Source organism: Rhizobium terricola, assembly GCF_012927355.1.
GTDB classification, from domain to species: domain Bacteria; phylum Pseudomonadota; class Alphaproteobacteria; order Rhizobiales; family Rhizobiaceae; genus Allorhizobium; species Allorhizobium terricola.
Genome location: NZ_JABBGK010000001.1, coordinates 93,328 through 117,738 on the forward strand (window position 1 = coordinate 93,328; position 24,411 = coordinate 117,738).

General features: G+C 64.1%; 16 protein-coding genes. 3 read left to right on the forward strand and 13 right to left on the reverse strand.

The features are described from left to right. Positions 1 to 3: 3 nt before the first annotated feature. The 12 genes from glgB to mgtA form a co-directional block, all read right to left on the reverse strand. A complete protein-coding gene (gene glgB / locus HHL25_RS00405; protein ID WP_169586175.1) occupies positions 4 to 2,217 on the reverse strand; it encodes a 1,4-alpha-glucan branching protein GlgB in 2,214 nt (737 codons plus the stop codon). Continuing rightward, the gene (locus HHL25_RS00410; protein WP_315853044.1) at positions 2,217 to 4,676 is read right to left on the reverse strand and encodes a glycogen/starch/alpha-glucan phosphorylase; all 2,460 of its coding nucleotides are present in this window, start codon (positions 4,674 to 4,676) and stop codon (positions 2,217 to 2,219) included. The genes glgB and HHL25_RS00410 overlap by 1 nt, the downstream gene beginning before the upstream one ends. Positions 4,677 to 4,959: 283 nt before the next feature. Beyond that, complete coding sequence (locus tag HHL25_RS00415; RefSeq protein ID WP_169586181.1) at positions 4,960 to 6,198, reverse strand: TadE/TadG family type IV pilus assembly protein; 1,239 nt, start codon at positions 6,196 to 6,198, stop codon at positions 4,960 to 4,962. A 116-nt stretch (positions 6,199 to 6,314) separates the two neighbouring features. Further along, positions 6,315 to 7,193, reverse strand: coding sequence for a transglutaminase family protein (locus HHL25_RS00420; protein WP_169586183.1), 879 nt, complete (start codon positions 7,191 to 7,193; stop codon positions 6,315 to 6,317). A 4-nt stretch (positions 7,194 to 7,197) separates the two neighbouring features. Next, complete coding sequence (locus HHL25_RS00425; protein ID WP_169586185.1) at positions 7,198 to 9,612, reverse strand: circularly permuted type 2 ATP-grasp protein; 2,415 nt, start codon at positions 9,610 to 9,612, stop codon at positions 7,198 to 7,200. A gap of 4 nt (positions 9,613 to 9,616) precedes the next feature. Continuing rightward, positions 9,617 to 12,946 carry a transglutaminase family protein gene (locus HHL25_RS00430; RefSeq protein ID WP_169586186.1) on the reverse strand — a complete coding sequence of 1,110 codons (3,330 nt, stop codon included), beginning with the start codon at positions 12,944 to 12,946 and terminating at the stop codon, positions 9,617 to 9,619. A 127-nt stretch (positions 12,947 to 13,073) separates the two neighbouring features. Then, the gene (locus tag HHL25_RS00435) at positions 13,074 to 14,216 is read right to left on the reverse strand and encodes an ABC transporter permease (RefSeq protein ID WP_169586188.1); all 1,143 of its coding nucleotides are present in this window, start codon (positions 14,214 to 14,216) and stop codon (positions 13,074 to 13,076) included. After that, positions 14,213 to 15,154 carry an ABC transporter ATP-binding protein gene (locus HHL25_RS00440; protein ID WP_169586190.1) on the reverse strand — a complete coding sequence of 314 codons (942 nt, stop codon included), beginning with the start codon at positions 15,152 to 15,154 and terminating at the stop codon, positions 14,213 to 14,215. Before HHL25_RS00440 ends, HHL25_RS00435 begins: the two co-directional genes overlap by 4 nt. Continuing rightward, a complete protein-coding gene (locus HHL25_RS00445; protein WP_169586192.1) occupies positions 15,151 to 16,119 on the reverse strand; it encodes an HlyD family secretion protein in 969 nt (322 codons plus the stop codon). The genes HHL25_RS00440 and HHL25_RS00445 overlap by 4 nt, the downstream gene beginning before the upstream one ends. Next, a complete protein-coding gene (locus HHL25_RS00450) occupies positions 16,116 to 16,739 on the reverse strand; it encodes a TetR/AcrR family transcriptional regulator (RefSeq protein ID WP_169586194.1) in 624 nt (207 codons plus the stop codon). Before HHL25_RS00450 ends, HHL25_RS00445 begins: the two co-directional genes overlap by 4 nt. Before the next feature lie 190 nt (positions 16,740 to 16,929). Then, positions 16,930 to 18,357 carry a mannose-1-phosphate guanylyltransferase/mannose-6-phosphate isomerase gene (locus HHL25_RS00455; RefSeq protein ID WP_169586196.1) on the reverse strand — a complete coding sequence of 476 codons (1,428 nt, stop codon included), beginning with the start codon at positions 18,355 to 18,357 and terminating at the stop codon, positions 16,930 to 16,932. A 273-nt stretch (positions 18,358 to 18,630) separates the two neighbouring features. After that, complete coding sequence (gene mgtA, locus HHL25_RS00460; RefSeq protein ID WP_169586198.1) at positions 18,631 to 21,270, reverse strand: magnesium-translocating P-type ATPase; 2,640 nt, start codon at positions 21,268 to 21,270, stop codon at positions 18,631 to 18,633. A gap of 128 nt (positions 21,271 to 21,398) precedes the next feature. Between mgtA and HHL25_RS00465 the strand changes: the two genes are divergently transcribed. Further along, the gene (locus HHL25_RS00465; protein WP_169586200.1) at positions 21,399 to 22,379 is read left to right on the forward strand and encodes a zinc-dependent alcohol dehydrogenase family protein; all 981 of its coding nucleotides are present in this window, start codon (positions 21,399 to 21,401) and stop codon (positions 22,377 to 22,379) included. A 24-nt stretch (positions 22,380 to 22,403) separates the two neighbouring features. Here HHL25_RS00465 and HHL25_RS00470 read toward each other — a convergent pair whose 3' ends face one another. Continuing rightward, positions 22,404 to 22,865: a MarR family winged helix-turn-helix transcriptional regulator gene (locus HHL25_RS00470; RefSeq protein ID WP_315852991.1), complete on the reverse strand. Its 462-nt coding sequence runs from the start codon at positions 22,863 to 22,865 to the stop codon at positions 22,404 to 22,406. Between the two features lie 192 nt (positions 22,866 to 23,057). Between HHL25_RS00470 and HHL25_RS00475 the strand changes: the two genes are divergently transcribed. Both HHL25_RS00475 and HHL25_RS00480 read left to right on the forward strand, forming a co-directional pair. Then, on the forward strand, positions 23,058 to 23,753 hold the full coding sequence (locus HHL25_RS00475) for a fumarylacetoacetate hydrolase family protein (RefSeq protein ID WP_169586202.1): 696 nt from the start codon (positions 23,058 to 23,060) through the stop codon (positions 23,751 to 23,753). A 23-nt stretch (positions 23,754 to 23,776) separates the two neighbouring features. Continuing rightward, the gene (locus HHL25_RS00480) at positions 23,777 to 24,397 is read left to right on the forward strand and encodes a TetR family transcriptional regulator C-terminal domain-containing protein (protein WP_169586204.1); all 621 of its coding nucleotides are present in this window, start codon (positions 23,777 to 23,779) and stop codon (positions 24,395 to 24,397) included. Positions 24,398 to 24,411 lie beyond the last annotated feature (14 nt).

A 24,411-nucleotide genomic window follows, 5' to 3' on the forward strand; every position in this document is an offset into this window, starting at 1 on the left:
GCATCAATTTTCTTGTTCGAGCATGATGACCGCAAGCGGTGGCAATGTCAGCGCGGCGGTGGCGCGGCCGTCCGGGCCGCCCTTTGCCTCGACGCGCCCGCCATTACCCTTGCCGCTGCCGCCATAAATCTCCGCATCGGTGTTCAGGATCTCGCGCCAGCGTCCGGCCGAAGGGAGCGGCACGACGTAGCGTTCATGGTAGACGGGCGTCAGATTGCAGATGACGGCCACAGGTTTATCGCCCGGTGCCTTGCGCAACCAGGCGAAGACCGAGTTGTCGTGATCGTCGGCGATCAGCCACTCGAAGCCTTCGCCCTCGCAGTCGCGGGCATGGAGCGCCGGCTTCGAGCGATAGGTGAAGTTCAGGTCGCGCACGAGGCGCCGCATTCCCTCGTGCAGGGCATATTGCAGGAGATTCCAGTCGAGGCTGCGCTCCTCGCTCCATTCGCTCCACTGGGCGAACTCCTGCCCCATGAAGAGAAGCTTCTTGCCGGGATAGCCCCACTGGAAGGCGTAGTAGCTCCGGAGATTGGCGAATTTCTGCCAGTCGTCGCCAGGCATCTTGGCGATCATCGAGCCTTTGCCGTGCACGACCTCGTCATGGGAAATCGGCAGGACGAAGTTCTCCGAGAAGGCATAGAGCAGGCCGAAGGTTATCTCCTGGTGGTGATACCTGCGATGCACGGGGTCGCGGGAGAAGTAGCTCAAAGTGTCGTGCATGAAGCCCATGTTCCACTTGAAGCCGAAGCCGAGGCCGCCTTCGTGAACGGGCTGGGATACCTTGGGCCAGGAGGTCGACTCCTCGGCGATGGTCATGATGCCGGGATGCGAACCATAGACCAGGCGGTTCATCTGCTGCAGGAAACGCACCGCCTCCAGGTTCTCGCGGCCGCCGTATTCGTTGGGGATCCACTCGCCCTCCTTGCGGGAGTAGTCGAGGTAGAGCATGGACGCGACCGCATCGACGCGCAGCCCGTCGAGGTGGAATTTTTCCGCCCAGTAGAGCGCGTTGTTGATCAGGTAGGAGAGGACCTCCACCCGGCCGAAATTGTAGATCGCCGTGTTCCAGTCGGGGTGGAAGCCCTTGCGCGGATCCGCGTGTTCGTAGAGCGCGGTGCCATCGAACCAGCGCAGGCCGTGGGCGTCGGTCGGGAAGTGCGCCGGCACCCAATCGAGGATCACGCCGAGGCCGACCTTGTGGCAGCCGTTGACGAAGCGAGCAAAGCCCTCCGGCTCGCCGAAGCGGGCGGTCGGGGCATAGAGGCCGGTCGTCTGGTAGCCCCAGGACGGGTCGTAGGGATGCTCGGTGACGGGCAGGAATTCGATGTGGGTGAAGCCCATGTCGACGCAGTAGGGGATCAGGCGCTTGGCCATCTCGTCCCAGGTGAGCATCGAACCGTCGTCACGGCGCTGCCACGAGCCGGGGTGGACCTCGTAGATCGAGACCGGCTGGCGGCGCTGGTCGACGCTTGCCCAGTGCTTGCGATGGGCCTCGTCGTCCCAGGTCTGCTCTAGCTCGGCTGCGGTGACGGAGGCGTTCTTCGGGCGCAGTTCCGCGCGGCGGGCATAGGGATCGGCCTTCAGCGGCAGGAGTTCGCCGTTCTTGCCGATGACCTCGAACTTGTAAGCCGCGCCGGGGCGGACATCGGGTGCGAAGATTTCCCAGATCCCTGTGTCGCGCCGCAACCGCATGACATGGCGCCGGCCATCCCAGTCGTTGAAGTCGCCGACGACCGAAACACGACGGGCATTGGGGGCCCAGACGGCGAAGTGGAAGCCTTCGACGCCCTGGTGCTTCAGCGGATGGGCGCCCATCTTGTCGAACAGGCGCAGATGCGACCCTTCGCGGACGAAATAGTCGTCCATCGGTCCCAGAACGGGTCCGAAGCTGTAGGGATCGGTCACAGTCCATTCGGCATCGGCGCGGGCCGCCCGATAGCGCAGCGGCTGCTGGCTCTCGAGCTTGACCGGACCGGCGAAGACGCCGGCCGGATGGACGGACTTCAACTCACCGACCACCGTGCCGGAGAGCGTGCAGGCGGTCACCGCCTCCGCGCCGGGGATGAAACAGCGGGCGACGAAGCCGTTCTCGCCCCGGTGAAGACCGAGAACGGCGAAGGGATCGTTATGGGTGCCCTCGACAATGGCCTGGATTTCATCGGCCGGCGGAACCTCCGGCCGTGCAGTATCACCGATCTTCTTCGGTGACTTCGCCATCAGGCTCTCCAGATATCGTTGGTGTATTGACGGATGGTGCGGTCGGACGAGAACCAGCCCATGCGGGCGGTGTTGCGGATCGTCTTCGAATACCAGTTCACGTCGTCGCTCCAGAGCGCGTCGACCTTGCGCTGGGCTTCCGCATAGGCCTTGAAGTCGGCCGCGACCATGAACCAGTCATGGGTGTAGAGCCCGTTGACGAGGCCTGCATAACGGCCCGGATCATCCGGCGAGAACACGCCGGAGGCAATGGCCGACAGGGCCTGAGAGAGGGAGCGGGAACTTTCGATGACGGCGCGGGGATTGTGGCCCTCCGCCCTTACCCTGCCGACCTCGGAGGCGGTCATGCCAAAGATCACGATATTCTCCTCGCCCACATGGTCGCGCATTTCGACATTGGCGCCATCGAGCGTTCCGATGGTCAGCGCACCGTTCAACGCAAACTTCATGTTCCCGGTTCCCGACGCTTCCATGCCGGCCGTCGAAATCTGTTCGGAGAGGTCGGCAGCCGGCACCATGACCTCAGCCAGCGACACGTTGTAGTTCGGGATGAAGACCACCTTCAGCAGATTGCGGACTGAGGGGTCGTTGTTGACGACGCGGGCAACGTCGTTGGCCAGCTTGATGATGAGCTTGGCGTTGTGATAGCTCGGCGCGGCTTTGCCGGCGAAGAGTTTTACACGCGGAACCCAGTCGCGTTCCGGGTGGGAGCGGATCTCGTCGAACAGGGCGACCGTCTCGATGATGTTCAGGAGCTGGCGCTTGTATTCGTGGATGCGCTTGATCTGGATGTCGAACATCGCCGAGGGATCGAGACGGATGCCCATGCGGCTGGCGACCAGATTGGCGAGCTGTTCCTTGTTGGCGCGCTTCACGGCGGCGAACTTCTTGCGGAACCCTGCGTCGTCCGCATAGGCGTCGAGCGCCTGCAGCTTTTCGGCGTCGTCGAGGAATTCGGGGCCGACGGTGTCGCGGATCAGCGCGGTGAGGCGCGGATTGCACTGCATCAGCCAGCGTCGCGGGGTGATCCCGTTGGTCTTGTTGTTGATACGGTCCGGGTAGAGCTTGTGCAGGTCGGCGAAGACCGTTTCCTTCATCAGTTCCGTATGCAGCGCCGAAACGCCGTTGATCGAGTGGGATCCCATGAAGGCGAGGTTGCCCATGCGGACGCGACGGTCGCCGCTTTCCTCGATCAGCGAGATGTGGCTGATCTCGCTGTCGGAGAAATTGCGGTTCTTGCGCGCATCGAGCAGGATCTTGGCGTTGATCGCATAGACCAGCTGCATGTGGCGCGGCAGAAGCCGCTCGAACAGCGCCACCGGCCAGCTTTCCAGCGCCTCCGGCAGGAGCGTGTGGTTGGTGTACGAAAACGTCCGCCAGGTGATCTCCCAGGCATCGTCGAAGTCCAGCCCGTGCACGTCGCACAGGAGACGCATCAGTTCGGCGACCGATACGGCCGGATGGGTGTCGTTCAGCTGGATCGCCACCTTGTCGGGCAGGGCGGACAGGTCGTTGCCCTGCTGCAGATGACGCCTGAGGATGTCCTGCAGGGAGGCCGAACAGAAGAAGTATTCCTGGCGCAGGCGCAGTTCCTGGCCGGCGGCCGTGGCGTCGGCGGGGTAGAGGACCCGGGTCAGCGTCTCGGCCTTGTTGCTTTCGCGAAGCGCGCCGATGTGGTCGCCGGCGTTGAAGGCATCGAGCAGGATAGGATCGATCGGCTGAGCTGACCACAGGCGCAGGGTGTTGACGCGCTCGCCGCGCCAGCCGACCACCGGCGTGTCGTAGGCGGTGGCGATCACCCGTTCGCCGGGCTTCCACACGAAGCGGGGTTCGTCATTGTTGCCCGGTACCGTCTCGACTCCGCCGCCGAAGCCCACTTCGTAGGAGCTTTCCCGGCGTTCGAACTCCCAGGGATTGCCGTGGGCGAGCCAGCTCTCGGGCAGTTCGACCTGCCAACCGTCCGCCATCTGCTGGCGGAACAGGCCGTGGACATAGCGGATGCCGTAGCCGTAGGCCGGAATGTTGACGGTTGCCATCGATTCCATGAAGCAGGCGGCGAGGCGTCCGAGGCCGCCATTGCCGAGGGCTGCATCCGGCTCGAGGCCGGCGATCACGTCGAGGTCGACGCTGAGCGAGGCGAGCGCTTGGCGGATCTCGTCGACCAGCCCGAGGTTGGACATGGCGTCGCGCATCAGGCGGCCGATCAGGAATTCCAGCGAAAGGTAATAGACGCGCTTGGCGTTGTTCGCATAGGTGGCGCGGGTCGATTCCATCCAGCGATCGATGATGCGGTCGCGCACGACGAGAATGGTCGCGGTCAGCCAGTCGTGGGGCGTCGCAACCTTGGCATCCTTGCCAATTCCATAGGTCAGTCGCTCGATGATTTCGGCTGCCAGCACTTCAGGATCGGAAACGCGGGGCTTCGGCAGGGGCAGGTCGGCTTTGCTAACGCTCTTGATCATGTGGTCGCCACTCGGTTGCTCGCCAATCGGGATCTGGCGCCGATTCTCCCCTAACGGCACGCGATCAATACGCATAGTTTACGCATCGTTGCGAAGCTCTTGCAACACAGGAAATCGGCATTTGCTAAAATCGTTTTAATTGATGGATGCGGCTTCCAAGTGACTGAAATCTATATCCTTGGGCAATGCCCCGCCACGTGACAAAAAAGGCCGCGTTTCCGTTCGAAACGCGGCCCCAAAAGTGGGTATTTCCCCTGTCCTCGCGCGGCTGGCGCGTGCTTTACTGGGTCAGGCGGGTCGCCGCCGTGGCGGCCTTCTCGCCGATCTCCTTGAACGCCGCCATCAGGTCCGTGGCGTTCTTGGCGTCGTAGTAGTGCGACGTATCTGTGGCGCAGTATTTCAGCAGTTCCTGGCCGCGTGTCGGCGCCATGAAGGCAACCGTGTAGACCTCGACACTGGCGGTTCTGGCAGAGTCGCACCAGCTTTTGGTCGTGGTGTCGGCGCTCGTGTAGTTGTTGTCGCCGTCGGTCATGAAGACGATGAATTTGCCCGGCGTCTTCTGGCCGTTCTTGGCGATGTGCGCGTTCACTTCCGACGCCGCCGTGACCTTCTGGTAGGCAGTCTTGAAGGCGTTGGACGAGTCAGTGCCCCCGGTCGCGGTCAGTGCCTTGACATAGTTCAGGGCGGTCGTGGTGCCCCACGCGAATGTCGTCGGTGTCTGGCTGGACGAGTTGTACGAGATGGCGGCTGTGCGGACATACTTCTTTTCGGGATCCGCGGTATCCAGCGTCGTCGTAAGGTCCGCGACTGCGAGCTTCAGCGCATCGATCTTGATGACGTAGTTGGTGACCTCGCGGGTGCAGGTCTTGCTAACCCACTTCCAGCCACTCTGGTAGCTGCAGTCATAGCTCTCGGACTTGGTCGGCTGGGCGGCGTTCACGGTGTCCGTGTCCTCAGCCATCGAACCCGAGCGGTCGAGGACGAGGTACATCGACAGGGCATTCTTGCTCTCGGTCGTGCTTTCCGAAGTGCTCGAGACGCTGACGCGAACCTTGTCGTAGCCCAGCAGCTGGGTGAAGCTGCTCATCGCCACGTCATACTGGCCGGTGATGGTGACCTCGTAGGTCTTGCTCGAACCACCGGTGCCCGTCGTGCGCTCGACGCTTGCCAGCGCGGTATCGCCGACTTTCTCGTATTCGAGCTGTTCCTCTTCGGGAAGCGTGTCTGAGCCGGCGGAGCTGATGTTCTTGAACTGTGCCGCCAGGAACTGTTTGGCAAGCTCGATGGCTTCTTCGTCGGTGATGCCCTTGCCGGCAAGTGCTGAGGCGGCGGAAAGCGCCGCGGAGTCCGCCGCGTCCTGCAGGGCAGATCGGGTCTGGACCAGCTTTGCAAGGTCCAGGGCAACGCCCGTGCTGGCCAGCAGCACAGGAAGTAGAATTGCGGTCATCATCCCGAAATTACCGCCGCGATCCTTCATGAATCCGCGGTAGAGGGAGTGCCTTTTTCTGGTGTCGATCATCATGGTCATCCGTCCAAAAGGTACACTTTGGATAATGGATACCCGGAAACTCTGATTTTCGACTTAAGGGATTCGCTAAACTTGTAGTGAAGTCGTCAATTCAATATGGTGAAATGCTATTTTACCGGAATGACATCTACGGCCTGGGCGGTCTTGTGGCTGCCGTAGCTCTTGAGGACCCCGATCACCGGCGCCACGTCGGAATAGTCGCGCCCGTAGGAGGTGACGATGTGGTCGCTGCTGACGGCGATGTTGTTGGTGGGGTCGAGCTCAATCCATCCGGCGGTTTCCCCGCACCAGACGCGCACCCAGGCATGCATCGCGTCGGCGCCTTCCAGACGTTCCTTGCCCGGCGGCGGAATCGTTCTGAGGAAGCCGCTGACATAGCCGGCGGGGATGCCGAGGCTCCGCAGTGCGATGATCATGACGTGAGCGAAGTCCTGGCAGACGCCACGCTTCAGCGAAAAGGATTCGATCGGGAGTGTGTCCACTGTCGTGGCGTCCGGGTCGTATTTGAAGTCCGCATGGATGCGCGCGCAGATGAGCTCGGCAATTTGGCGAACCGTAAGGCCAGACCTCAAGCCGGAACGGGCATAGTCGGCAATCAGCGGTTCCGCACCGAGCCGAGGGCTTGCGCCGAGAAAGTGGTGCGGCGAGTCGGGGCCGAGCGACCAGCAGTCGGCCAGTTCCTCCGGCATCCTGGAAAGGATCGGCGAGAAGTCGGCAGTAAGGGCCTGCGGTTGTACCGACACGCGCGCCTGCATGCGGATGTCGAGCTTCTCGTGGGACGAGCGATAGGTCACGTACGTTGCCGGATGGCGGAAGAAGTCGGTGAAGTTCGCGGTTTCGTCCGGCTTCGGATCGACGGTGACGGTGCCGGCGACCAGGCGCTGGCGGTCGGGCAGGGACAGCGGCAGCAGCCGCAGGATGTGATGCGCGCCGAAAGCCGGGACCTCGTAGAGATAGCCGATATGCAGCGAGAGGTCGTAGAGCATCCGGTTATCCGAGATAGGTGTTGGCGAGCAGGTCGGAGAGCTTTTCCAGGTCACGCTCGAGGCCTGCGTAAACCTCGGGCGTCATGGTCTCCGGGGTCATCACCGCCAGGCCGGAATGGAGGCGCATGGTTTCGCGGTAGAAGGGCGACATCTGTCCGTTGGTGAAGGCGTTCGGCAGTTGTTCCACCTCGGTGCGGATCTCGTTGAGCTGGAACAGGATGGAACGCGGGTTCAACGGATCGAGCGCCAGAAGGTCCGTCACCGTCAGCTTGGCCGTGCTGACATTGTAGCGGCGGCGGTGCGTCATGACGTTGTCGCCGATCTCCAGCAGCATGTCGAGCGCGCCATCGGGGGCGGCATCGGCCGTCATATGGCCGAGCAGTCGGGTCATGTGCAGGCCGCGCTCGAGGAATCGGCCAACCGTCAGGAAGCGCCAGCCGGTGAAACGGTACATGTTTTCGTGCACGAGGCCGGCAAAGCCCGCGAGCTTGCGCAGCAGAACCGTCATCGCGTGCGAGGCGTCGTCGCCGCGGGTGACCGCATCGTGGAAGCGGCGGGCCGTCTTGGCGAGATCATTGAGCGCCAGCCAGCCGTCGGGTGAGAAGCGGTCGCGGATGTTGCTGGCCGAATAGACGGCGCTGTCGATGTTGCGCAGCAGGCTTTCCGGCACGCCGCGTTCCATGTCGATGTCGAGGGCCGTCATGTAGCGCGTCACATAGGCGAGCAGCGGCTGCTTGGGGTCGGCCGATTCGGCAAAGCGGCCATGCCAGGCGCGCAGGATGCGCAGCGCCCCTTCCGCACGCTCGATGTAGCGGCCAAGCCAGTAGAGATTGTCCGCCGCGCGGCTCGGCAGGCTGCCGGGCATGTTGCGGGTGAAATTTTCCTCGGCGGGCAGGAGGGAGGTCCGGTCGACGGGCTTTTCCGAGACGATCCAGACGTCCGCAGCACTTCCGCCCGACTGCATGGCGATCGCGGTGACGTCGTTGCCGGAGCCGATGCGGGCGAAACCGCCCGGCATGATCTGCCAGCCGTCGCGGGTACGGGCCGCATAGACGCGCAGCGACATGGGGCGCGGCGTGAGCTTGCCGTCGACCAGCGCGGGCGTCGTCGAAAGGGTGACGACCTCCTGGCCGACGAGATTGCTGCCCTCGGTGTCCAGCCACTCGGCGGTCGAGAGCTTGGAATTGCCCTGAAGCCGTGAGCCCAGCACGGAACGACCGTTGTCGTCGAAGAAGGGTAGGCGGGAATAGGCGGGGCCGATGACCATGCGGTCCAGATTGCGCGCGACATGCTCGCGTTCCGATTTCTGCCCGCACCACCAGGTGGCGATCGAGGGCAGTTTCAGGTCCTCGCTTAACAGATGGCGACAGATGGTCGGCATGAAGGCGAGGAAGGCCCGGGTTTCGAGAATGCCGGAGCCCAGCGCATTGACGAATGTGACCGAGCCGTTGCGCAGCGCCTGGACCATGGCCGGCGTGCCGATATGCGAATTCTGGTTGAGTTCGAGCGGATCGGCATAGGCTGCGTCGAGGCGCCGCCACAGAACGCTGATCGGTTTCAGTCCGGCGACGGTGCGCACCATGACGCGCCCGTTGACGACGGCGAGATCCTCGCCTTCGAGCAGCATGATGCCGAGATAGCGGGCGATGTAGGCGTGCTCGAAATAGGTTTCGTTCGCCGGGCCGGGCGAAAGGACGGCGATACGGTCGTCGCGGTTCTGCTTGTGGGCCTGCAGGGCCTCGCGGAAGGCGCCGAAGAAGGAGGCCAGCCGGTGGACATGGCTTTCACCGTAGACGTCGGAAAAGGCACGCGTCGTGGCCACGCGGTTTTCCAGCGCGAAGCCGGCGCCCGAGGGGGCCTGCGTGCGGTCGGCGAGCACCCACCAGTTGCCGTCGGGGCCGCGGCCGATCTCGAAGGAGCAGAAATGCAGGTAGTGGCCGCCGGCCGGCTTGACGCCGACCAGAGGACGCAGGAATTCCGGGTTGGAGGCCACGAGCGCGGGCGGCAGGAAACCCTGTTCGACAAGCCTGTTGTCGCTGTAGATGTCCGCGACGACGGCCTCGAGCAGGTCGGCGCGCTGCACCAGACCCTCGGCGAGCACGTTCCATTCCTTCTCATCGATCAGGACGGGAATGTGGGAGAACGGCCAGACGCGCTCGCTGGAGCCGGCCGCGCCATAGGCCCGATAGAAGACACCGGCATCGCGCAGATAGCGGTCAGCGCGGGCGAAGCGTTCGTGCAGGTCGTGCTCCGACATGCGGTCGAGGGCCGCAACGAAGGACTGCCAGACCGGCCGGATCTTGCCCTCCGCATCGAGCATCTCGTCGGCGGCGCCCAGAAGCGCGCGATAACCTGCGGTCCGCGCCTCTGTCATCTCTTCGTCTGCCGGGCCTCTTTCCGCTGCCGGTTGGTTCGCCATCTAGTCAAATACCCTGAGGTCGCCGCAAGTCCAGTGTGTGGGGAAATTCCGGCGATACCGTTTCCGGCCACAGCGGATAATTGCTCGCTGTATGGCCCCAAGGTTCGAAACGCGCAAGCCGCCTTGCCTCCGCTTCATTCCCATTCACAGGGAATGTGTCGTAGTTCCGCCCGCCCGGATGCGCGACATGGTAGACGCAGCCACCGATCGAACGGCCCGACCAGAGATCATAGACGTCAAATGTTAGCGGTGTGTTGACCGGCAGGACGGGGTGCAGGCCGGAGGCCGGCTGCCAGGCCTTGTAGCGCACGCCGCCGACCGAGACGCCGTTGGTGCCTGTCTTCGTCAAGGGGACGCGGCGTCCGTTGCAAGCGATGGCGTAGCGCTCCGGATTGCCGGTCTCCAGCCGCACCTGAAGGCGCTCGACGGACGAATCGACGTAGCGGACCGTGCCGCCGATCGCGCCTTGTTCGCCCATGACGTGCCACGGTTCGAGCGCCTGCCTGAGTTCCAGGCGCGACTCGCCGTATTCGACCTCGCCGAAGAAGGGGAAGCGGAATTCGAGCTGGGCGGCAAACCATTCCGGCTTGAAGTCGAAGCCGTTGTCGCGCAGGTCCGCCAGCACTTCGAGGAAATCCTGCCAGATGTAGTGCGGCAGCATGAAGCGGTCGTGCAGCGCCGTGCCCCAGCGGACAAAGGTGCCGCCGGTCGGGTTCTTCCAGAAGCGCGCGATGAGGGCGCGTACCAGAAGCTGCTGGGCGAGCGACATGCGGGCGTTCGGCGGCATTTCGAATCCACGGAACTCGACGAGCCCGAGGCGGCCGGTGGGGCCATCGGGTGAAAACAGCTTGTCGATGCAGATCTCGGAGCGATGGGTATTTCCGGTCACGTCGATCAGCAGGTTGCGGAACAGCCGGTCGACCAGCCAGGGCAGCGGCGGAGCCTCGCCCGATCCGGGCATCGGGATCTGCGCCATGGCGATCTCGAGTTCGTAGAGGCTGTCGTGGCGGGCCTCGTCGATGCGCGGCGCCTGGCTGGTGGGGCCGATAAAGAGGCCCGAGAACAGATAGGAGAGCGACGGGTGGCGCTGCCAGTGGAGCACCAGGCTCTTCAGCAGGTCGGGCCGGCGCAGGAAGGGGCTGTCGTTCGGATTGGCGCCGCCCACGACGACGTGGTTGCCGCCGCCGGTGCCGGTGTGGCGACCGTCGATCATGAACTTGTCGGCGCCGAGGCGTGACTGCCTTGCCTCCTCGTAGACGGCGGTGGTGATCGATACGCAGTCGTCCCAGTTTGCGGCTGGATGGATGTTGACCTCGATGACGCCCGGATCGGGGGCGACGCGGATGACGTTGATGCGTTCGTCATGCGGCGGCGCATAGCCTTCGATATGAACGGGAAGGCCGAGGGTGGCTGCCGCGTGTTCGGCGGCGGCGACCAGTTCGAGATAGTCCTCGACCCGTTCCACCGGCGGCATGAATATGCTCAGGCGCCCGTCACGGACCTCGACCGACATGGCGGTGCGTACCGCGCCGCCGATCTCGCCGAGCACCTGCTCGACGCGGCCCTGCTGGATCGTGTCGTCCACCTGGAAGGAGGCTTCGGGCATGGCGCGGCCGGCGGCCTCGACGACTTCGGGCAACGGCCCCCGCGGCTCGCTCGGATCGGCGGGGTGGATATAGGGAAATTGCGACGGCGGGACGTAGGGCAGGGCGCCGAGCGGCAGGCGGTAGCCGACGGGGCTGTCGCCGGGTACGAGGAAGATCCTGCCGCGACGGGTCTTCCATTTTTCGCTGACCCAGCGCTTGCCGGTGGCCTTGCTGTTCCAGGTCTGGACGGGCAGCACGTAGCCGCTCGGCTCCGTCAGCCCGCGCTCGAAGACCCTGGCGATACGGCTGCGTTCTTCCGGGTCCTTCAGCTTGGAATTGGCCGGGTCGACATTGTCGGGAAGATTGGCTTCCTTGAGGATCCATTCGCCGGGATCCTCATAGGCTGGCACCACCATTTCGGATTCGATGCCGAGAGCTTCTGCGATCTCGCCGAGCAGCCGGCCGGCATCGTCGGCGGTGACCTCGTAGCGCTTGCCTTCCTCGGCCACCAGTTCCGGGTTCTGCCAGATCGGCTTGCCGTCCTTGCGCCAGTAGAGCGAGAAGGTCCAGCGGGGCAGGCTCTCGCCCGGGTACCATTTGCCCTGGCCGTAATGCAGGAAACCGCCGGGCGCGAAGCGTTCGCGCAGGCGGCGGATCAGGTCGTCGGCCTTATCGCGCTTGGTGGGGCCGACCGCGTCGGTATTCCATTCTCCCGATTCGAAGTCGTCGATCGACACGAAGGTTGGCTCGCCGCCCATCGTGAGGCGGACGTCTCGCGCCTTCAGTTCCGCATCGACGCGATGGCCGAGATCGTTGAGGGCGTCCCAGCTCTCATCGGAGAAAGGCTTGGTGATACGCGGATGCTCGGCGACCCGCTTCACCGTCATGTCGAAATGGAATTCGGTGTTGGCGTGGCCATAGTATCCGCCGGAAATCGGGGCGGCGTTTCGGTAATGCGGCGTGGCGGAAAGCGGAATGTGGCTCTCGCCGGTCAGGAGGCCCGAAGTCGGGTCGAGGCCGACCCAGCCGGCGCCGGGAAGATAGACTTCCGCCCAGGCGTGGAGGTCGGTGAAATCGACTTCGGTGCCGGACGGACCGTCGAGTGCCTTGAGGTCGGGTTTCAGCTGGATCAAGTAGCCGGAGACGAAACGGGCGGCGAGGCCGAGGCGGCGGAGCACCTGGACGAGCAGCCAGCTGGTATCGCGGCAGGAACCCTGGCCGATGGTCAGCGTGTCCTCCGGCGTCTGGACCCCGGGCTCCATGCGAATGACGTAGCCGATCTTCTGCTGAAGGGCGGCGTTGAGGCCGACGACCATGTCGACGGTGCCCTGGCCAGGCGTCTTGTCGAGCGTTTCCATGAAGGCGGCCAGCGCCGGGGTGTCCGGTTCCGGTGTCATGTAGATCTTCAGGTCGTCGCGGATGTCGGCCGGATAGTCGAAGGGCCACTTGGTCGCCTCTTCCTCGACGAAGAAGTCGAAGGGATTGTAGACGGTCATGTCGGCGACGAGATCGACCTCGATCTTGAATTCGGTCACCGGGTCGGGGAAGACGAAGCGGGCCTGGTAGTTGCCGTAGGGATCCTGCTGCAGGTTCACGAAGTGATTGGCGGGCGTGACCTTGAGCGAATGGCTCAGCACCTTGGTCCGGGAATGGGGGGCCGGTTTCAGCCGGATGATCTGTGGCCCGAGCCGGACCGGCTTGTCGTATTTGTAGTGGGTGAGATGATAGATGCTCGCCTTGATCGACATATGCGCTGTTCGCCCTCTTTGCCCGTTGTTTTTCTTGCCGGGCTAAAGTGCGATCTTGTGCAATGCAGCGTCATAAAGCAAGGCCGTCGATCCGCCGACGTGCCGCCTCCTGCCCCACCCGCCCGGCTCAATCGAGCGTGCGGCGGAAGCGCCGTACGGCGACGGTCATCGCGACCATGGTGAGGAAGACAAGCGCCAGCGTGTCATAGGCGAGTACGTCGATCGACGCGCCCTTCAGCATGATGGCCCGCACCACGCGGATGTAATGGGTGAGCGGCAGCGCCTCGCCGATCCACTGGCCCCAGTTGGGCATGCCGGCAAAGGGGAACATGAAGCCCGACAGGAGGATGTTCGGCAGGAAGAACATCATGGCCATCTGCACCGCCTGCAGCTGGTTGGTGGCGATCGTCGAGAAGGTGTAGCCGATCGACAGGTTGGAGACGACGAAGAGGGCCGTGACACCTGCGAGCGCGAGCGGGCTGCCGAGAATGGGCACCCGAAAGACGAAATAGCCGGCTGCGATGATGATGATGGCCTGCACGAGCCCGATGACGACGTAAGGGGCGATCTTGCCGAGCATGATCTCGATCGGCTTGATCGGCATGGAGAGCAGGTTTTCCATGGTGCCCCGTTCGAGCTCCCGGGTGACGGAAAGCGCGGTGAAGATCAGCAGCGTCATGGTCAGGATCGTGCCGAGCAGGCCGGGGACGATGTTGAGCGTCGAGGATCCCGCCGGGTTGTAGCGGCGGTGCTGGACGATGGTGAAAGGCGGCTTGCTCGCCTCGGCAATCGATATCATGCGGTCGTGTTCGAGCGCGCTGGCTATGATGCCGGACAGGGCACCGAGCGCGGAACTTGCTGCAACAGGGTCGGTGGCATCGGCCGCAACCAGCAGGGCCGGGCTCTCACCGCGCCTGACGGCTCGCTCGAAACCGTCCGGGATCTCCACGACGAAGAGTGCGCGGCCGGATTCGAGCAGGCGATCCATGTCCTCGGCGCGGGTCACGATACCGCGAATGTCGAAGAAGTCGGTGTTTTCGAGGGCGGCGAGGATGGAGCGGCCGAGATCGCTGTTCTCGCGCATCAGGACGGCGGTCGGCAGATGGTGCGGTGTGGTGTTGATGGCGAAGCCGAACAGGAAGAGCTGCATGACCGGGATCATCACCATGGTGGCGAGCGTGATCCGGTCGCGCGTCATCTGGATGAATTCCTTGATGGTCATCGCCCAGAAGCGGCGAAGAAAGCCGTCCTCGAACCGTCGTGTCGTCATTGGAAATTGTCCTCCGAACGGTTCATCAGCTCGATGAAGGTGTCTTCGAGCGTGGGTTCGCTCGGCGCCCATTGCAGGTCGGAACGCGCCCGGAAAGGCGCGATCGCGGCGAGCAGGGCGGCCTCGTCGCGGCCGCAGACATGCAGGCTGGTGCCGAACGGGGCGACCATGTCGATGCCGCCGATCGCCTCCAGCTCCGACTGGAGCCGGTGTACGCCCGGACCGGACACGGTCCAGGTGTGCAATCCCGTCGAGGCGATCACCTCGTCAACGGTCCCTCGGACCAGAAGCTTGCCATAGGCCATGTAGGCGATCTCGTGACAGCGTTCCGCCTCGTCCATGTAGTGGGTGGAAACGAGCACGGACAGGCCTTCGGCGGCGAGCGCGTGGATCTCGCTCCAGAACTCGCGCCGGGCCTTCGGATCGACGCCGGCGGTTGGCTCGTCGAGCAGCAGGAGGTCCGGTTCGGGCAGAATGCAGGCGCCGAGTGCCAGCCGCTGCTTCCAGCCGCCGGACAGATTGCCGGCGAGCTGGTTCTCGCGGCCCGACAGGCCAAGCCGTTCGATGGCGTCGCGGGCCTTTCGCTTCGGGTCGTCGAGATTGTAGACACGGGCGACGAATTCGAGATTTTCTCGGATCGACAGGTCCTGGTAGAGCGAAAATTTCTGGGTCATGTAGCCGACCCTGCGGCGGATCGCTTCCGACTGGGTGAGGATGTCGTAGCCGAGGCAGGTGCCGCTGCCGCCGTCCGGGGTGAGAAGGCCGCAGAGCATCCGGATCGTCGTCGTCTTGCCGGAGCCGTTCGGTCCAAGGAAGCCGTGAATGGAACCCTTGCGCACCTTGAGCGAGAGCTTGTCGACGACGACGCGGTCACCAAAGCTCTTGGTCAGGTCGGTGACGTCGATGACAGGCTCAGATGGGGCGGCCGCCTCGGTCATTTCGCCGTGCCCGCCATCATGACGTCGACGGGCATGCCGATCCGCAGCTTTTCGGGATGCTCGGGGATCGCCTCGACCCGGTAGACGAGCTTTGCCCGTTCTTCGAGGCTGTAGATTTCCGGCGGCGTGTACTCCGCTTCACCGGAGATGAAACTGACCTTTGCAGCCGTGGTGGCGCAGCCGTCGCAGGAGATATTCACCGTTTGCCCGAGGGCGAAGCGGGCGACGTCGGTTTCCGCGACGAAGAAGCGGATGCGCACGGCGTCCGGTGCCAGAAGGGCGACGACGGGACGGCCGGCGGGCACGACTTCGCCCGCCTTGTAGTATAGGGTCTGGACGCTGCCTCCGGCCGGCCCCTCGACGGAGAGCCGTTCCAGTGCATCGCGGGCGGAGGCGAGGTCTGCCTTTGCCGCTTCCATCGTCCGTTCAGTCTGGCGGATCGTTTCGGAGCGGGCGGGCAGGCCTGCGAGTGCGATCTGCCCGCGAATGTTGTCGAGGGCGGCGCGATTTGCCGCCTCGGCCGCAATCGCCGCATCGAGATTGGCGCGGGTGGCCGTGCCGCTGTCGGCAAGCGCGCGCATGCGGTTCAATTCCTGCTGGGAGAGGGACAGCTGGGCCTCGGCCTGACGTTCGGAGGCCTTCAGGATCGTGATTTCCTCCGGCCGTTTCTGCGCGGCAATGGCGAGATCGTGCTGGGCCTGAAGCGCCTCATAGCTTGCTTCCTTCGCCGCGATCAGGGCGCGGGCGGCGGTGTCCTCGGTCGCGAACAGCAGCGCGCCCTTCTCGACCGCATCGCCTTCCGCGACGGTGACCTTCGCCAGCCGCCCGGCACTTTCCGGGCCGATGAACAGGAGGTCCGCCTCGATCCATCCCTGGTAAGGCCGTTCGCGATGGTTGCCCAGGTAGAGCGGAACGGCAAGGAGCGCGAGGACGACGAGGGCGGCGAGCAGAATGACGCGTTTCATGACGCCTCTCCTTCGGAGGGCAGGAACAGGGTTTCGAGGAAGGTCGCGAACACGGTTTTGGTGTCGAGATGCTCGTAGGGTTCGAACAGCGATTTCCAGATGATCGACATGAGAACCGGAGCGAAGACCAGTTGCGGTACCTCGGCGACCTTCGGGTTGCGCAGCTCTCCGCGCTCGGCAGCCCGTTCGAGCACACGGCGCAGGAGGGCAAGTCCGACGGACAGGACGTTGCGATGGTAGAATTCCGCGACAACGGGGAAGAACTGCCCCTCCGAGATCAGGAGGCGAAGCATGTGCCGGCGGTCGGTACCGAGGATCTCGCTGTCGGCCATGGCATAGAGGCCGGCGATCACGCTTTTTGGCGGGATCCTGTCGTTGTTGGCCATCTCGGCCATGCGGGCGAGGAGAGGCGAGGCCATGCCGGAGGCGAGCGAGGTGAAGAGCGCCTCCTTGTCCGGAAAGTGCAGGTAGACGGTCCCCTTGGCGATGCCGGCGCGGGCGGCAACGTCTTCGATGCGTGTGGCGGCGAAACCGCGCTCGGAAAACAGCGCGAAGGCTGCTGCAAGGATCTCGGCGCGCCGTTCCTCCGGATCGCGCCGTCTGCGGGTCTTCTCGGTCATCTTCTCGTTCGATCGTTAATGACTGTCCGGTCAGTCATTAACATATCTTGCTGGACGCGGCAAGCGCGGTGGACGGGCGAGAACGCGGTCAAAAGGACGCAGGATAACAGCGCTGAAAACGAAAAGACCCGCGGAACATGGTTCCGCGGGTCCCGAATGAAAGGCTGGTCGCCTCCGATCTTTCGAACGCTCAGCTCCGGCCGAACTCGTCGACGAGACGGATGATGTCGTCCTCGCCGAGATAGGAGCCGGTCTGGATTTCGATCAGTTCGAGGAGGATCTTGCCGGGATTGCCGAGGCGGTGCACGGCACCCTGCGGGATGTAGACCGACTGGTTCTCGTGCAGCATCATCACCTTGTCATCGATGGTGACTTCGGCGGCTCCCTTGACGCAGATCCAGTGCTCCGAGCGGTGGTGGTGCTTCTGCAGCGACAGTTTCTTGCCCGGATGGACGAAGAGGCGCTTCACCTGGAAGCGTTCGCCGTTGAGGATCGAGGTGTAACCGCCCCAGGGACGCAGCGACGTCGGATGGTTCTCCGTCAGCGCCGCGGTCTTCCTGTCGGCGGCGAGCAGCTTGACGAGATTGCCGACCTGCTGGCTGTCGTCGAGGCGGCCGACATAGACGGCGTCCTCGCTCGCAATGACGGCCACGCCCTCCATGCCCTGCACGGCCAAGTGATTGTCGCGGGACATGACCAGGGAGTTTCGGGTGTTCACCAGGGTAGCGTTGCCGCTCACCACGTTGCCGTCGGCATCGGCTTCACCGATCTTCCAGACCGCATCCCAGCTGCCGAGGTCGGACCAGGTGATCGGCGAGGGGACGACTGCGGCGTTCGGCGTCTTTTCCATGACGGCATAGTCGATGGAGATGTTGGGGTTCTCGGCGAAGGCGGCGGCGTCGAGGCGGATGAAATCGAGATCCTTCGTCGATTTCTCCACCGATTTTTCCGAGGCTGCCACGACTTCCGGGGCCAGCGTACGCAGTTCGGCGAGCATGTGCTCGGCACTGAAGACGAACATGCCCGAATTCCAGAAGAAGTTGCCGGACGCCAGCATCTTTTCGGCGTCTTCGAGCTTCGGCTTCTCGACGAAGCGCTTGACGGCATGGGCGCCGCCGGGCAGCGCGTCGCCCAGCTCGATGTAGCCGTAGCCGGTCGCCGGTTCGTTCGGGGTGATGCCGAAGGTGACGATCTTGCCGGTGCGGGCCGCCGCTGCCGCGGTCGCCACGCAATTGCGATAGGTGTCGTCGGCGATGATGTCGTGGTCGGAGGGCAGGATCTGCACCACGGCATCCTTGCCGTAGAGATCGGCAGCGATCAGCGCTGCCACGGCAACGGCTGCCGCAGTGTTGCGGGCTTCCGGTTCCAGCACGATCCCTGAGAGCTTGATGCCTTCTTCGCGGGCCTGTTCGGCGACGAGGAAGCGGAACTCCTCGTTGGTGACGACAAGCGGTGGTTCGTAGAGTTCGGGGTCGGATACCCGGTCGAGCGTCCCCTGGAAGAGGGTCTTGTCACCGATGAAGCGGATGAACTGTTTGGCAGCAGTGGCGCGCGACAGCGGCCAGAGGCGGGTTCCTTTTCCTCCCGCCATGATGACGGGTACAATCTTCACGGTCATGTCGAGCTTTACCTTTCGGTTTCGCGTATGAAGGGGTTTCGGCACTGTGTTGCCGGAGAAAGGACACGATGGCCGGCAAAGACAGCGTTGCCTTCCCGGCCTTCCGATCCCGAGCCTCAACTCCCCAATATTGCCTTTTGTTGCATTTTTTGGTGACGACTCCAAGCCTTACGCGGAACGGACCAAAGTCGCCGCAGCCCGGCGCCTTTGGTCCGTCGCGGCAGACAAGTCGATTGTCGCGGACCCTACCTCGCGCGGGATTAACGTCCCGTTTCACACGGTGCCGACACGGCGCGTGGGTTTCGCCGCGCGACGCCGGCGTGGGTGCTGGCGAGTAGTTCTGCGCGCGTGCTCATGGGTGAAGAACCAGTGCTTGGCGACTTCGGAGGCGATCAGGTAGAGCAGCGTGATGATCGCAAGGCCGGCGAGCACGCCCGGCGGCAGCGGCACGAAACCGAACCAGTCGGCGCCGGGCAGGTAGGGGACCGACAGGGCGAGCACGATCACAGCGATCGTGGAGATCAGCAGCCAGCGTCCCGGTCGGCTCTTCCAGGCCGGCTTGGCGGTGCGGATGACCAGCACGATGGCAAGCTCGGTGATCAGCGACTCCACGAACCATCCCGTCTGGAAGATCGCCGCCGTCTCCTTCGTCATCACCATCAGGAAGCCGAAGGTCAGCATGTCGAACACCGTGCTGATCAGACCGAAGACGATCATGAAACGCTGTACGTAGTCGATGTTCCAGCGTTGCGGGAGCATGACGGCCTGTTCGTCGACATTGTCACTGGCGATCGTCAGCGACGGGATGTCGGAGAGGAAGTTGTTGAGCAGGATCTGCTTGGCGAGCAGGGGCTGGAAGGGCAGCACGAAGGAGGCGACCGACATGCTGATCATGTTGCCGAAGTTGGCGCTGGTTGTGGTCGATACGTATTTGAGCGTGTTGGCGAAGGTTTTTCGTCCGTTGTCGACTCCGTCGAGTAGCACGTCGAGGTTCTTGTCGACGAGCACCATGTCGGCGGCCTGCTGGGCGACATCGGCGGCACCTTCGACCGAAATGCCGATATCGGCCTCGTGGAGCGCGGGCGCGTCGTTGATGCCGTCGCCGAGATAGCCGACGACATGGCCGCGCCCGCGCAGGGCGGCGACGATGCGCTGTTTCTGGTTGGGATCGATCTCGACGAACAGGTCCGTCTTCGAGGCAAGGGCCGCCAGCGCTTCGTCCGCGGTGCGGGAAAGCTCCTCGCCGGTCAGGATGTGGTCGGCCGAAAGGCCGACCGAGCGGGCGAGGTGGGCGGCGACGTAGCGGTTGTCGCCGGTGATGACCTTGACGGCGATGCCGCGTCTGGCAAGGGCGGCCAGGGTCTCGACGATTCCCTGTTTCGGCGGGTCGCTGAACAGCAGGAAACCGGCGAAGGTCACCTCGGTCTCGCTGTCGCGGTGATAGGTTTCGGGTGGCGTGTCGAAGTGGCGGACGGCAAGGCCGAGGACGCGAAAACCTTCCGCGCTCCAGTCCGAGAAGCGCTTCTCGAGTGTCTGGCGGGTTTCGGCATCCAGCGGACGGCTTTCGCCACCCTCGAGATAGGTCGTCGAGATTTCGAGGATGTTGGCGAGCGCGCCCTTGGTGATCAGCCGCTGGCCGGGCTTGCCAGGTTCCTCGACGATCACGGAGAGGCGCTTGCGAAGGAAGTCGTAGGGGATTTCCCCGACCTTGCGGAACTTTGAAGTGTCCGTGCCTGCCCCGGTCGCCGCGGTGTCGATCGCGTCGTCGAGCGGGTTCGCCATGCCGTTCTGCAGGCGGGCGTTGAGGGCGGCGAATGTCAGCAAGGCGTTGTCGGCGGTGCCGAGCGGGCCTTCGAGGCGGTCCAGCCGCACGACGCCCTCGGTCAGCGTGCCGGTCTTGTCCGTGCAGAGCAGGTTCATGCTGCCGAGGTTCTCGATCGAGGCGAGACGGCGGACGATCACGCCACCGGCGGCCATCCGACGGGCACCGTTCGACAGCGTGACGCTGACGATGGCCGGCAGGAGTTCCGGGGTCAGCCCGACTGCGATGGCAAGCGCAAAGAGCAGGGAGTCGATCAGCGGGCGTTCGAGAAGCAGGTTGCCGGCGAAGATCACCACCACGATGATCAGCGTGACCCGCGTCATCAGGTAGCCGAAATGGCGGATGCCGCGGGCGAAATCCGTCTCCGGAGGCTCGACCTGCAGGTGACCGGCGATCGTGCCGTATTCGGTGGCGGAACCGGTTTCGACGATCACGGCACGGCCGATGCCGCTGCGGACCGACGAACCGGTGAAGACGACGTTCGAGCGGTTGGCGAGCACCGCCTCCTTCGACACCTCGCCGGGACGCTTCTCGACGGGGAAGGTTTCTCCGGTCAGCGCCGACTGGCTGACGAACAGGTCGGTCGCCGAGAGGATGACGGCGTCGGCGGGAATGAGGTCGCCCGCCGCAAGCTCGATGACGTCACCGGGAACGAGGAGGTTCGCCGGGAGCGCGCCAAGCGTCCCGTCGCGCCAGACCTTTGCCTTGAAGCCGATCCGCGCCTTGAGTTCTTCCACGGCGCGAGAGGCGGAGTATTCCTGGTAGAAGCTGAGCAGCGAACTGGCGAGGACGATGATGGTGATGATGATGGCTTCCCGCCATTCGCCGACCGCGATCGAGATCGCGGCGGCCACGACGAGGATGAGGACGAGCGGGCTCTTGAACTGGCCGAAGAAGATCCGGAGCCCCAGCCAGCGGCTTTCGTCGCGAAAGACATTGGCGCCGACCTGCTTCAGCCGCGCTTGGGCGGTGTCCGTCGACAAGCCCTTTTCGCCGGTGCCGAGATCGGCCAGCAGATCGCTTTGCGGAAGGCTCCAATAGGCATGCAACTCGGTAGGGTCGACGGAAACAGGCGTGGCAACGGATGACATGGGATTGTCCGGGCTGAAGGGATGGACGTCGAAAAGAACTTGATTCCGATCACAGCGTCATGAAGGCTTTTCCAGCATAGACGATCGCGAGCCGCGATGTCATGCGCGATGCGTCAGGGAGATATGCCATGAAAGCGATGGTGCTTCACCGGCCGGGCGAGGCGTTGAAGCTGGAAGAGCGGCCCGATCCGGTGGCCGGGCCGGGAGAAATCGTCGTGCGGGTCGAGGCCTGTGCTGTCTGCCGGACCGACCTGCATGTGGTCGACGGGGACCTCACCGAGCCAAAACTTCCGCTGGTGCCTGGCCACGAGATCGTCGGAATCGTCGAGAGCTGCGGAGAGGAGACCTCGCTTGCCCCCGGTCGGCGGGTCGGCATCCCCTGGCTCGGTCATACATGCGGCTGCTGCAGCTATTGCGAAAGCGGTCGGGAGAACCTTTGCGACCATCCGGGCTTCACCGGCTACACGCGCGACGGAGGGTTCGCCACGCATGTGGTGGCGGACGAAGCCTTTGCCTTTCCGCTCGACGGCTTTGCTGATCCGATCGCGGCCGCGCCCCTGATGTGCGCCGGACTGATCGGCTGGCGGTCGCTCAAGATGGCAGGTGAGGGCCGGCGGGTCGGGATCTACGGTTTCGGGGCCGCGGCCCACATCATCGCGCAGGTCTGCGGCTATCAGGGACGTGAAGTCTATGCCTTCACCCGTCCCGGCGACGCGGCGGCGCAGGCGATGGCACGATCACTTGGCGCGACATGGGCGGGAAGCTCGGACGAGACGCCGCCGGCCATGCTCGACGCGGCGATGATCTTTGCCCCAGTCGGCGACCTGGTTCCGGCGGCCTTGCGGGCGGTGGCCAAGGGTGGGCGGGTCGTCTGCGGCGGCATTCACATGAGCGACATCCCGCAGTTTCCCTATTCCATCCTCTGGGGCGAGCGTCAGATCCTGTCGGTGGCCAATCTCACCCGTGCCGATGCGATCGAGTTCCTGGAACTGGCGCCCCGTGCCGGCGTCGTGACGACGACCACCGTCTACCCGTTGGACCGCGCCAACGAGGCGCTGGACGATCTGCGGCACGGGCGTTTCCAGGGGGCGGCGGTTCTCGTTCCCTGACGCAGGTCGGGGCGGAGCGGTACCTCAGTCGAGGCGCAGCGGCGCCCGGCTGCGATCGTTGACGGCGTCGCTTGCCTTGCGCAGCAGGCGAACCAGTTCCTGGCGTTCGCCGTCGGTCAGCCCCTCGAGAAGGATAGTCTGGCTCTCCCTGACGACCGGGCGGATCTCGGCGAGCGTCTCGGCACCCTTCTCGGTCAGGAAAAGGTTGCGGGCGCGGCGGTCCTTCGGGTTGGTCTCCCGCCGCACCAGTTCCTTCTGCACGAGACGATCGACCACGCCACCGATGGTGACGCGGTCGTAGGCGATGTGGTTGGCAACGGTTGCCTGGTCGAGGCCCGGCGTGGCGTCGATCGCGCTCAGCGCGGCATACTGGACTGGCGTGAGGTCGAAGCCCTTCTTCGCCGTCTCGTCCATGAAGATTGATACGGAAGCCTGGTTGAGGCGCCTCACCAGATGTCCGGGCAGATCATAGATTTCCAGTTTCACGATTGCGTTCCCCCCGCTAATACACGCTTTCTCTAGCGCTTATTAGCACAACAAAAAAGGGTAGGGTCGTTTCGAGGTGTGACTTGAAGCGTGGTCAGCGCATTTTTCCGGCGCCTCCGACCCGTCGATACTGGCGAGACGACGGCGTTCCTGATTTATGTCGATGCGGATAATTGCGGTACGAGGCAAGACATGAAGACGCTTTTCGAAATTCCGGCTATTCCCGTGGTCCCCGTCCGGGGCGAGACGGCCGGTTATCCGGTTCATCGTGTTTTCGGGGTCGGCCGCAACTATGCCGAACACGCCGCCGAAATGGGGTACGAGGTGGACCGCGAGGCGCCGTTCTACTTCACCAAGCCGGCCTCGGCGATCGTCGCGAGCGGCGCCGCCATTCCCTATCCGCCGGGGACTTCGAATTTTCACTACGAGATGGAGCTTGTCGTTGCCATCGGCGCACCGGCCTTCCGGGTCGACGTCGAAGAGGCCGCGGACGCGATCTTTGGCTATGCCGCCGGTCTCGATTTGACGCGACGCGACCTGCAGCTTGCTGAGCGCGCCAAGCAGCGCCCGTGGTCGCTCGGCAAGGCATTCGAGAATTCGGCACCGATCGCCGAGATCGTAAGGGCTGCGGAGTTCGCCGACATCGGCCCGCAGCGCATACGGCTGACGGTGAACGGCGAAACCCGCCAGGACGCGCATCTGAGCGACCTCGTCTGGTCGGTTCCTGAACTCATCAGCCATCTGTCGCGCTTCTATCATCTCGTTCCGGGGGATCTCATCTTCACCGGTACGCCGGCCGGGGTCGGCCCGCTTTCGCCCGGCGACCGGGTGCTGGGCGAGATCGACGGTCTCCAGCCGGTCGACATCACCATCGGTCCGGCCGAGTAAGGCCGTCCAGGCAGGAGCCGCGCATGGGCGAACTCGGCAAATTCGAACGCAAGCTTCCGGAGGAGCGCCGCCGCGCCCTCATCACGGCGACGCTTGCCTGCCTCGCCCGCGAGGGTCATGCCGGTCTTTCGATCCGCAAGATCAGTGCGGAGGCCGGGATCTCGGTCGGGCTGATCAATCATCACTATGCCAGCAAGGACGAACTGGTGGGGCATGCCTACGAGGCGTTGTCGCTCGGCCTGCTCGACAATATCCGTGAGAAGGTCGAAGCGGCCGGAAGCGATGCGCGCGCGCGGCTCAGCGCCTATTTCCGTGCCTCGCTGTCGGCGCCGGTGCTGGAGCGCAGCACGCTTCGCACCTGGGTGGTGTTCTGGGGGATGATCGATCACTCGACGATCATGACCGACGTGCACGACCGGACCTATGCCGAATACCGCCGGCTGCTCGAGGATCTGCTCGCCGCAGTGTGGGAGGCGTCCGGCAGGCCGCTTCCCGATCTGCGGCTTGCGGCCATCGGCCTCGTCGCGATCCATGACGGGCTGTGGCTCGAATGGTGCCTTAACCCCGAGACCTTCACGTCCGAGGAGGCGATCGGGCTTTGCGAACAATGGACGGATGCGATGCTCGCGACCACGTCTGGCTGAGCCGTCAATCTAGA

Bases quoted from the DNA above. Each gene is read 5' to 3' on its own strand.
- glgB (WP_169586175.1), bottom strand. From the start codon at position 2,217: ATGGCGAAGTCACCGAAGAAGATCGGTGATACTGCACGGCCGGAGGTT.
- HHL25_RS00480 (WP_169586204.1), top strand. From the start codon at position 23,777: ATGGGCGAACTCGGCAAATTCGAACGCAAGCTTCCGGAGGAGCGCCGC.
- HHL25_RS00430 (WP_169586186.1), bottom strand. From the start codon at position 12,946: ATGTCGATCAAGGCGAGCATCTATCATCTCACCCACTACAAATACGAC.
- HHL25_RS00445 (WP_169586192.1), bottom strand. From the start codon at position 16,119: ATGAAACGCGTCATTCTGCTCGCCGCCCTCGTCGTCCTCGCGCTCCTT.
- mgtA (WP_169586198.1), bottom strand. From the start codon at position 21,270: ATGTCATCCGTTGCCACGCCTGTTTCCGTCGACCCTACCGAGTTGCAT.
- HHL25_RS00440 (WP_169586190.1), bottom strand. From the start codon at position 15,154: ATGACCGAGGCGGCCGCCCCATCTGAGCCTGTCATCGACGTCACCGAC.
- HHL25_RS00475 (WP_169586202.1), top strand. From the start codon at position 23,058: ATGAAGACGCTTTTCGAAATTCCGGCTATTCCCGTGGTCCCCGTCCGG.
- HHL25_RS00450 (WP_169586194.1), bottom strand. From the start codon at position 16,739: ATGACCGAGAAGACCCGCAGACGGCGCGATCCGGAGGAACGGCGCGCC.
- HHL25_RS00435 (WP_169586188.1), bottom strand. From the start codon at position 14,216: ATGACGACACGACGGTTCGAGGACGGCTTTCTTCGCCGCTTCTGGGCG.
- HHL25_RS00425 (WP_169586185.1), bottom strand. From the start codon at position 9,612: ATGGCGAACCAACCGGCAGCGGAAAGAGGCCCGGCAGACGAAGAGATG.
- HHL25_RS00465 (WP_169586200.1), top strand. From the start codon at position 21,399: ATGAAAGCGATGGTGCTTCACCGGCCGGGCGAGGCGTTGAAGCTGGAA.
- HHL25_RS00415 (WP_169586181.1), bottom strand. From the start codon at position 6,198: ATGATCGACACCAGAAAAAGGCACTCCCTCTACCGCGGATTCATGAAG.
- HHL25_RS00420 (WP_169586183.1), bottom strand. From the start codon at position 7,193: ATGCTCTACGACCTCTCGCTGCATATCGGCTATCTCTACGAGGTCCCG.
- HHL25_RS00455 (WP_169586196.1), bottom strand. From the start codon at position 18,357: ATGACCGTGAAGATTGTACCCGTCATCATGGCGGGAGGAAAAGGAACC.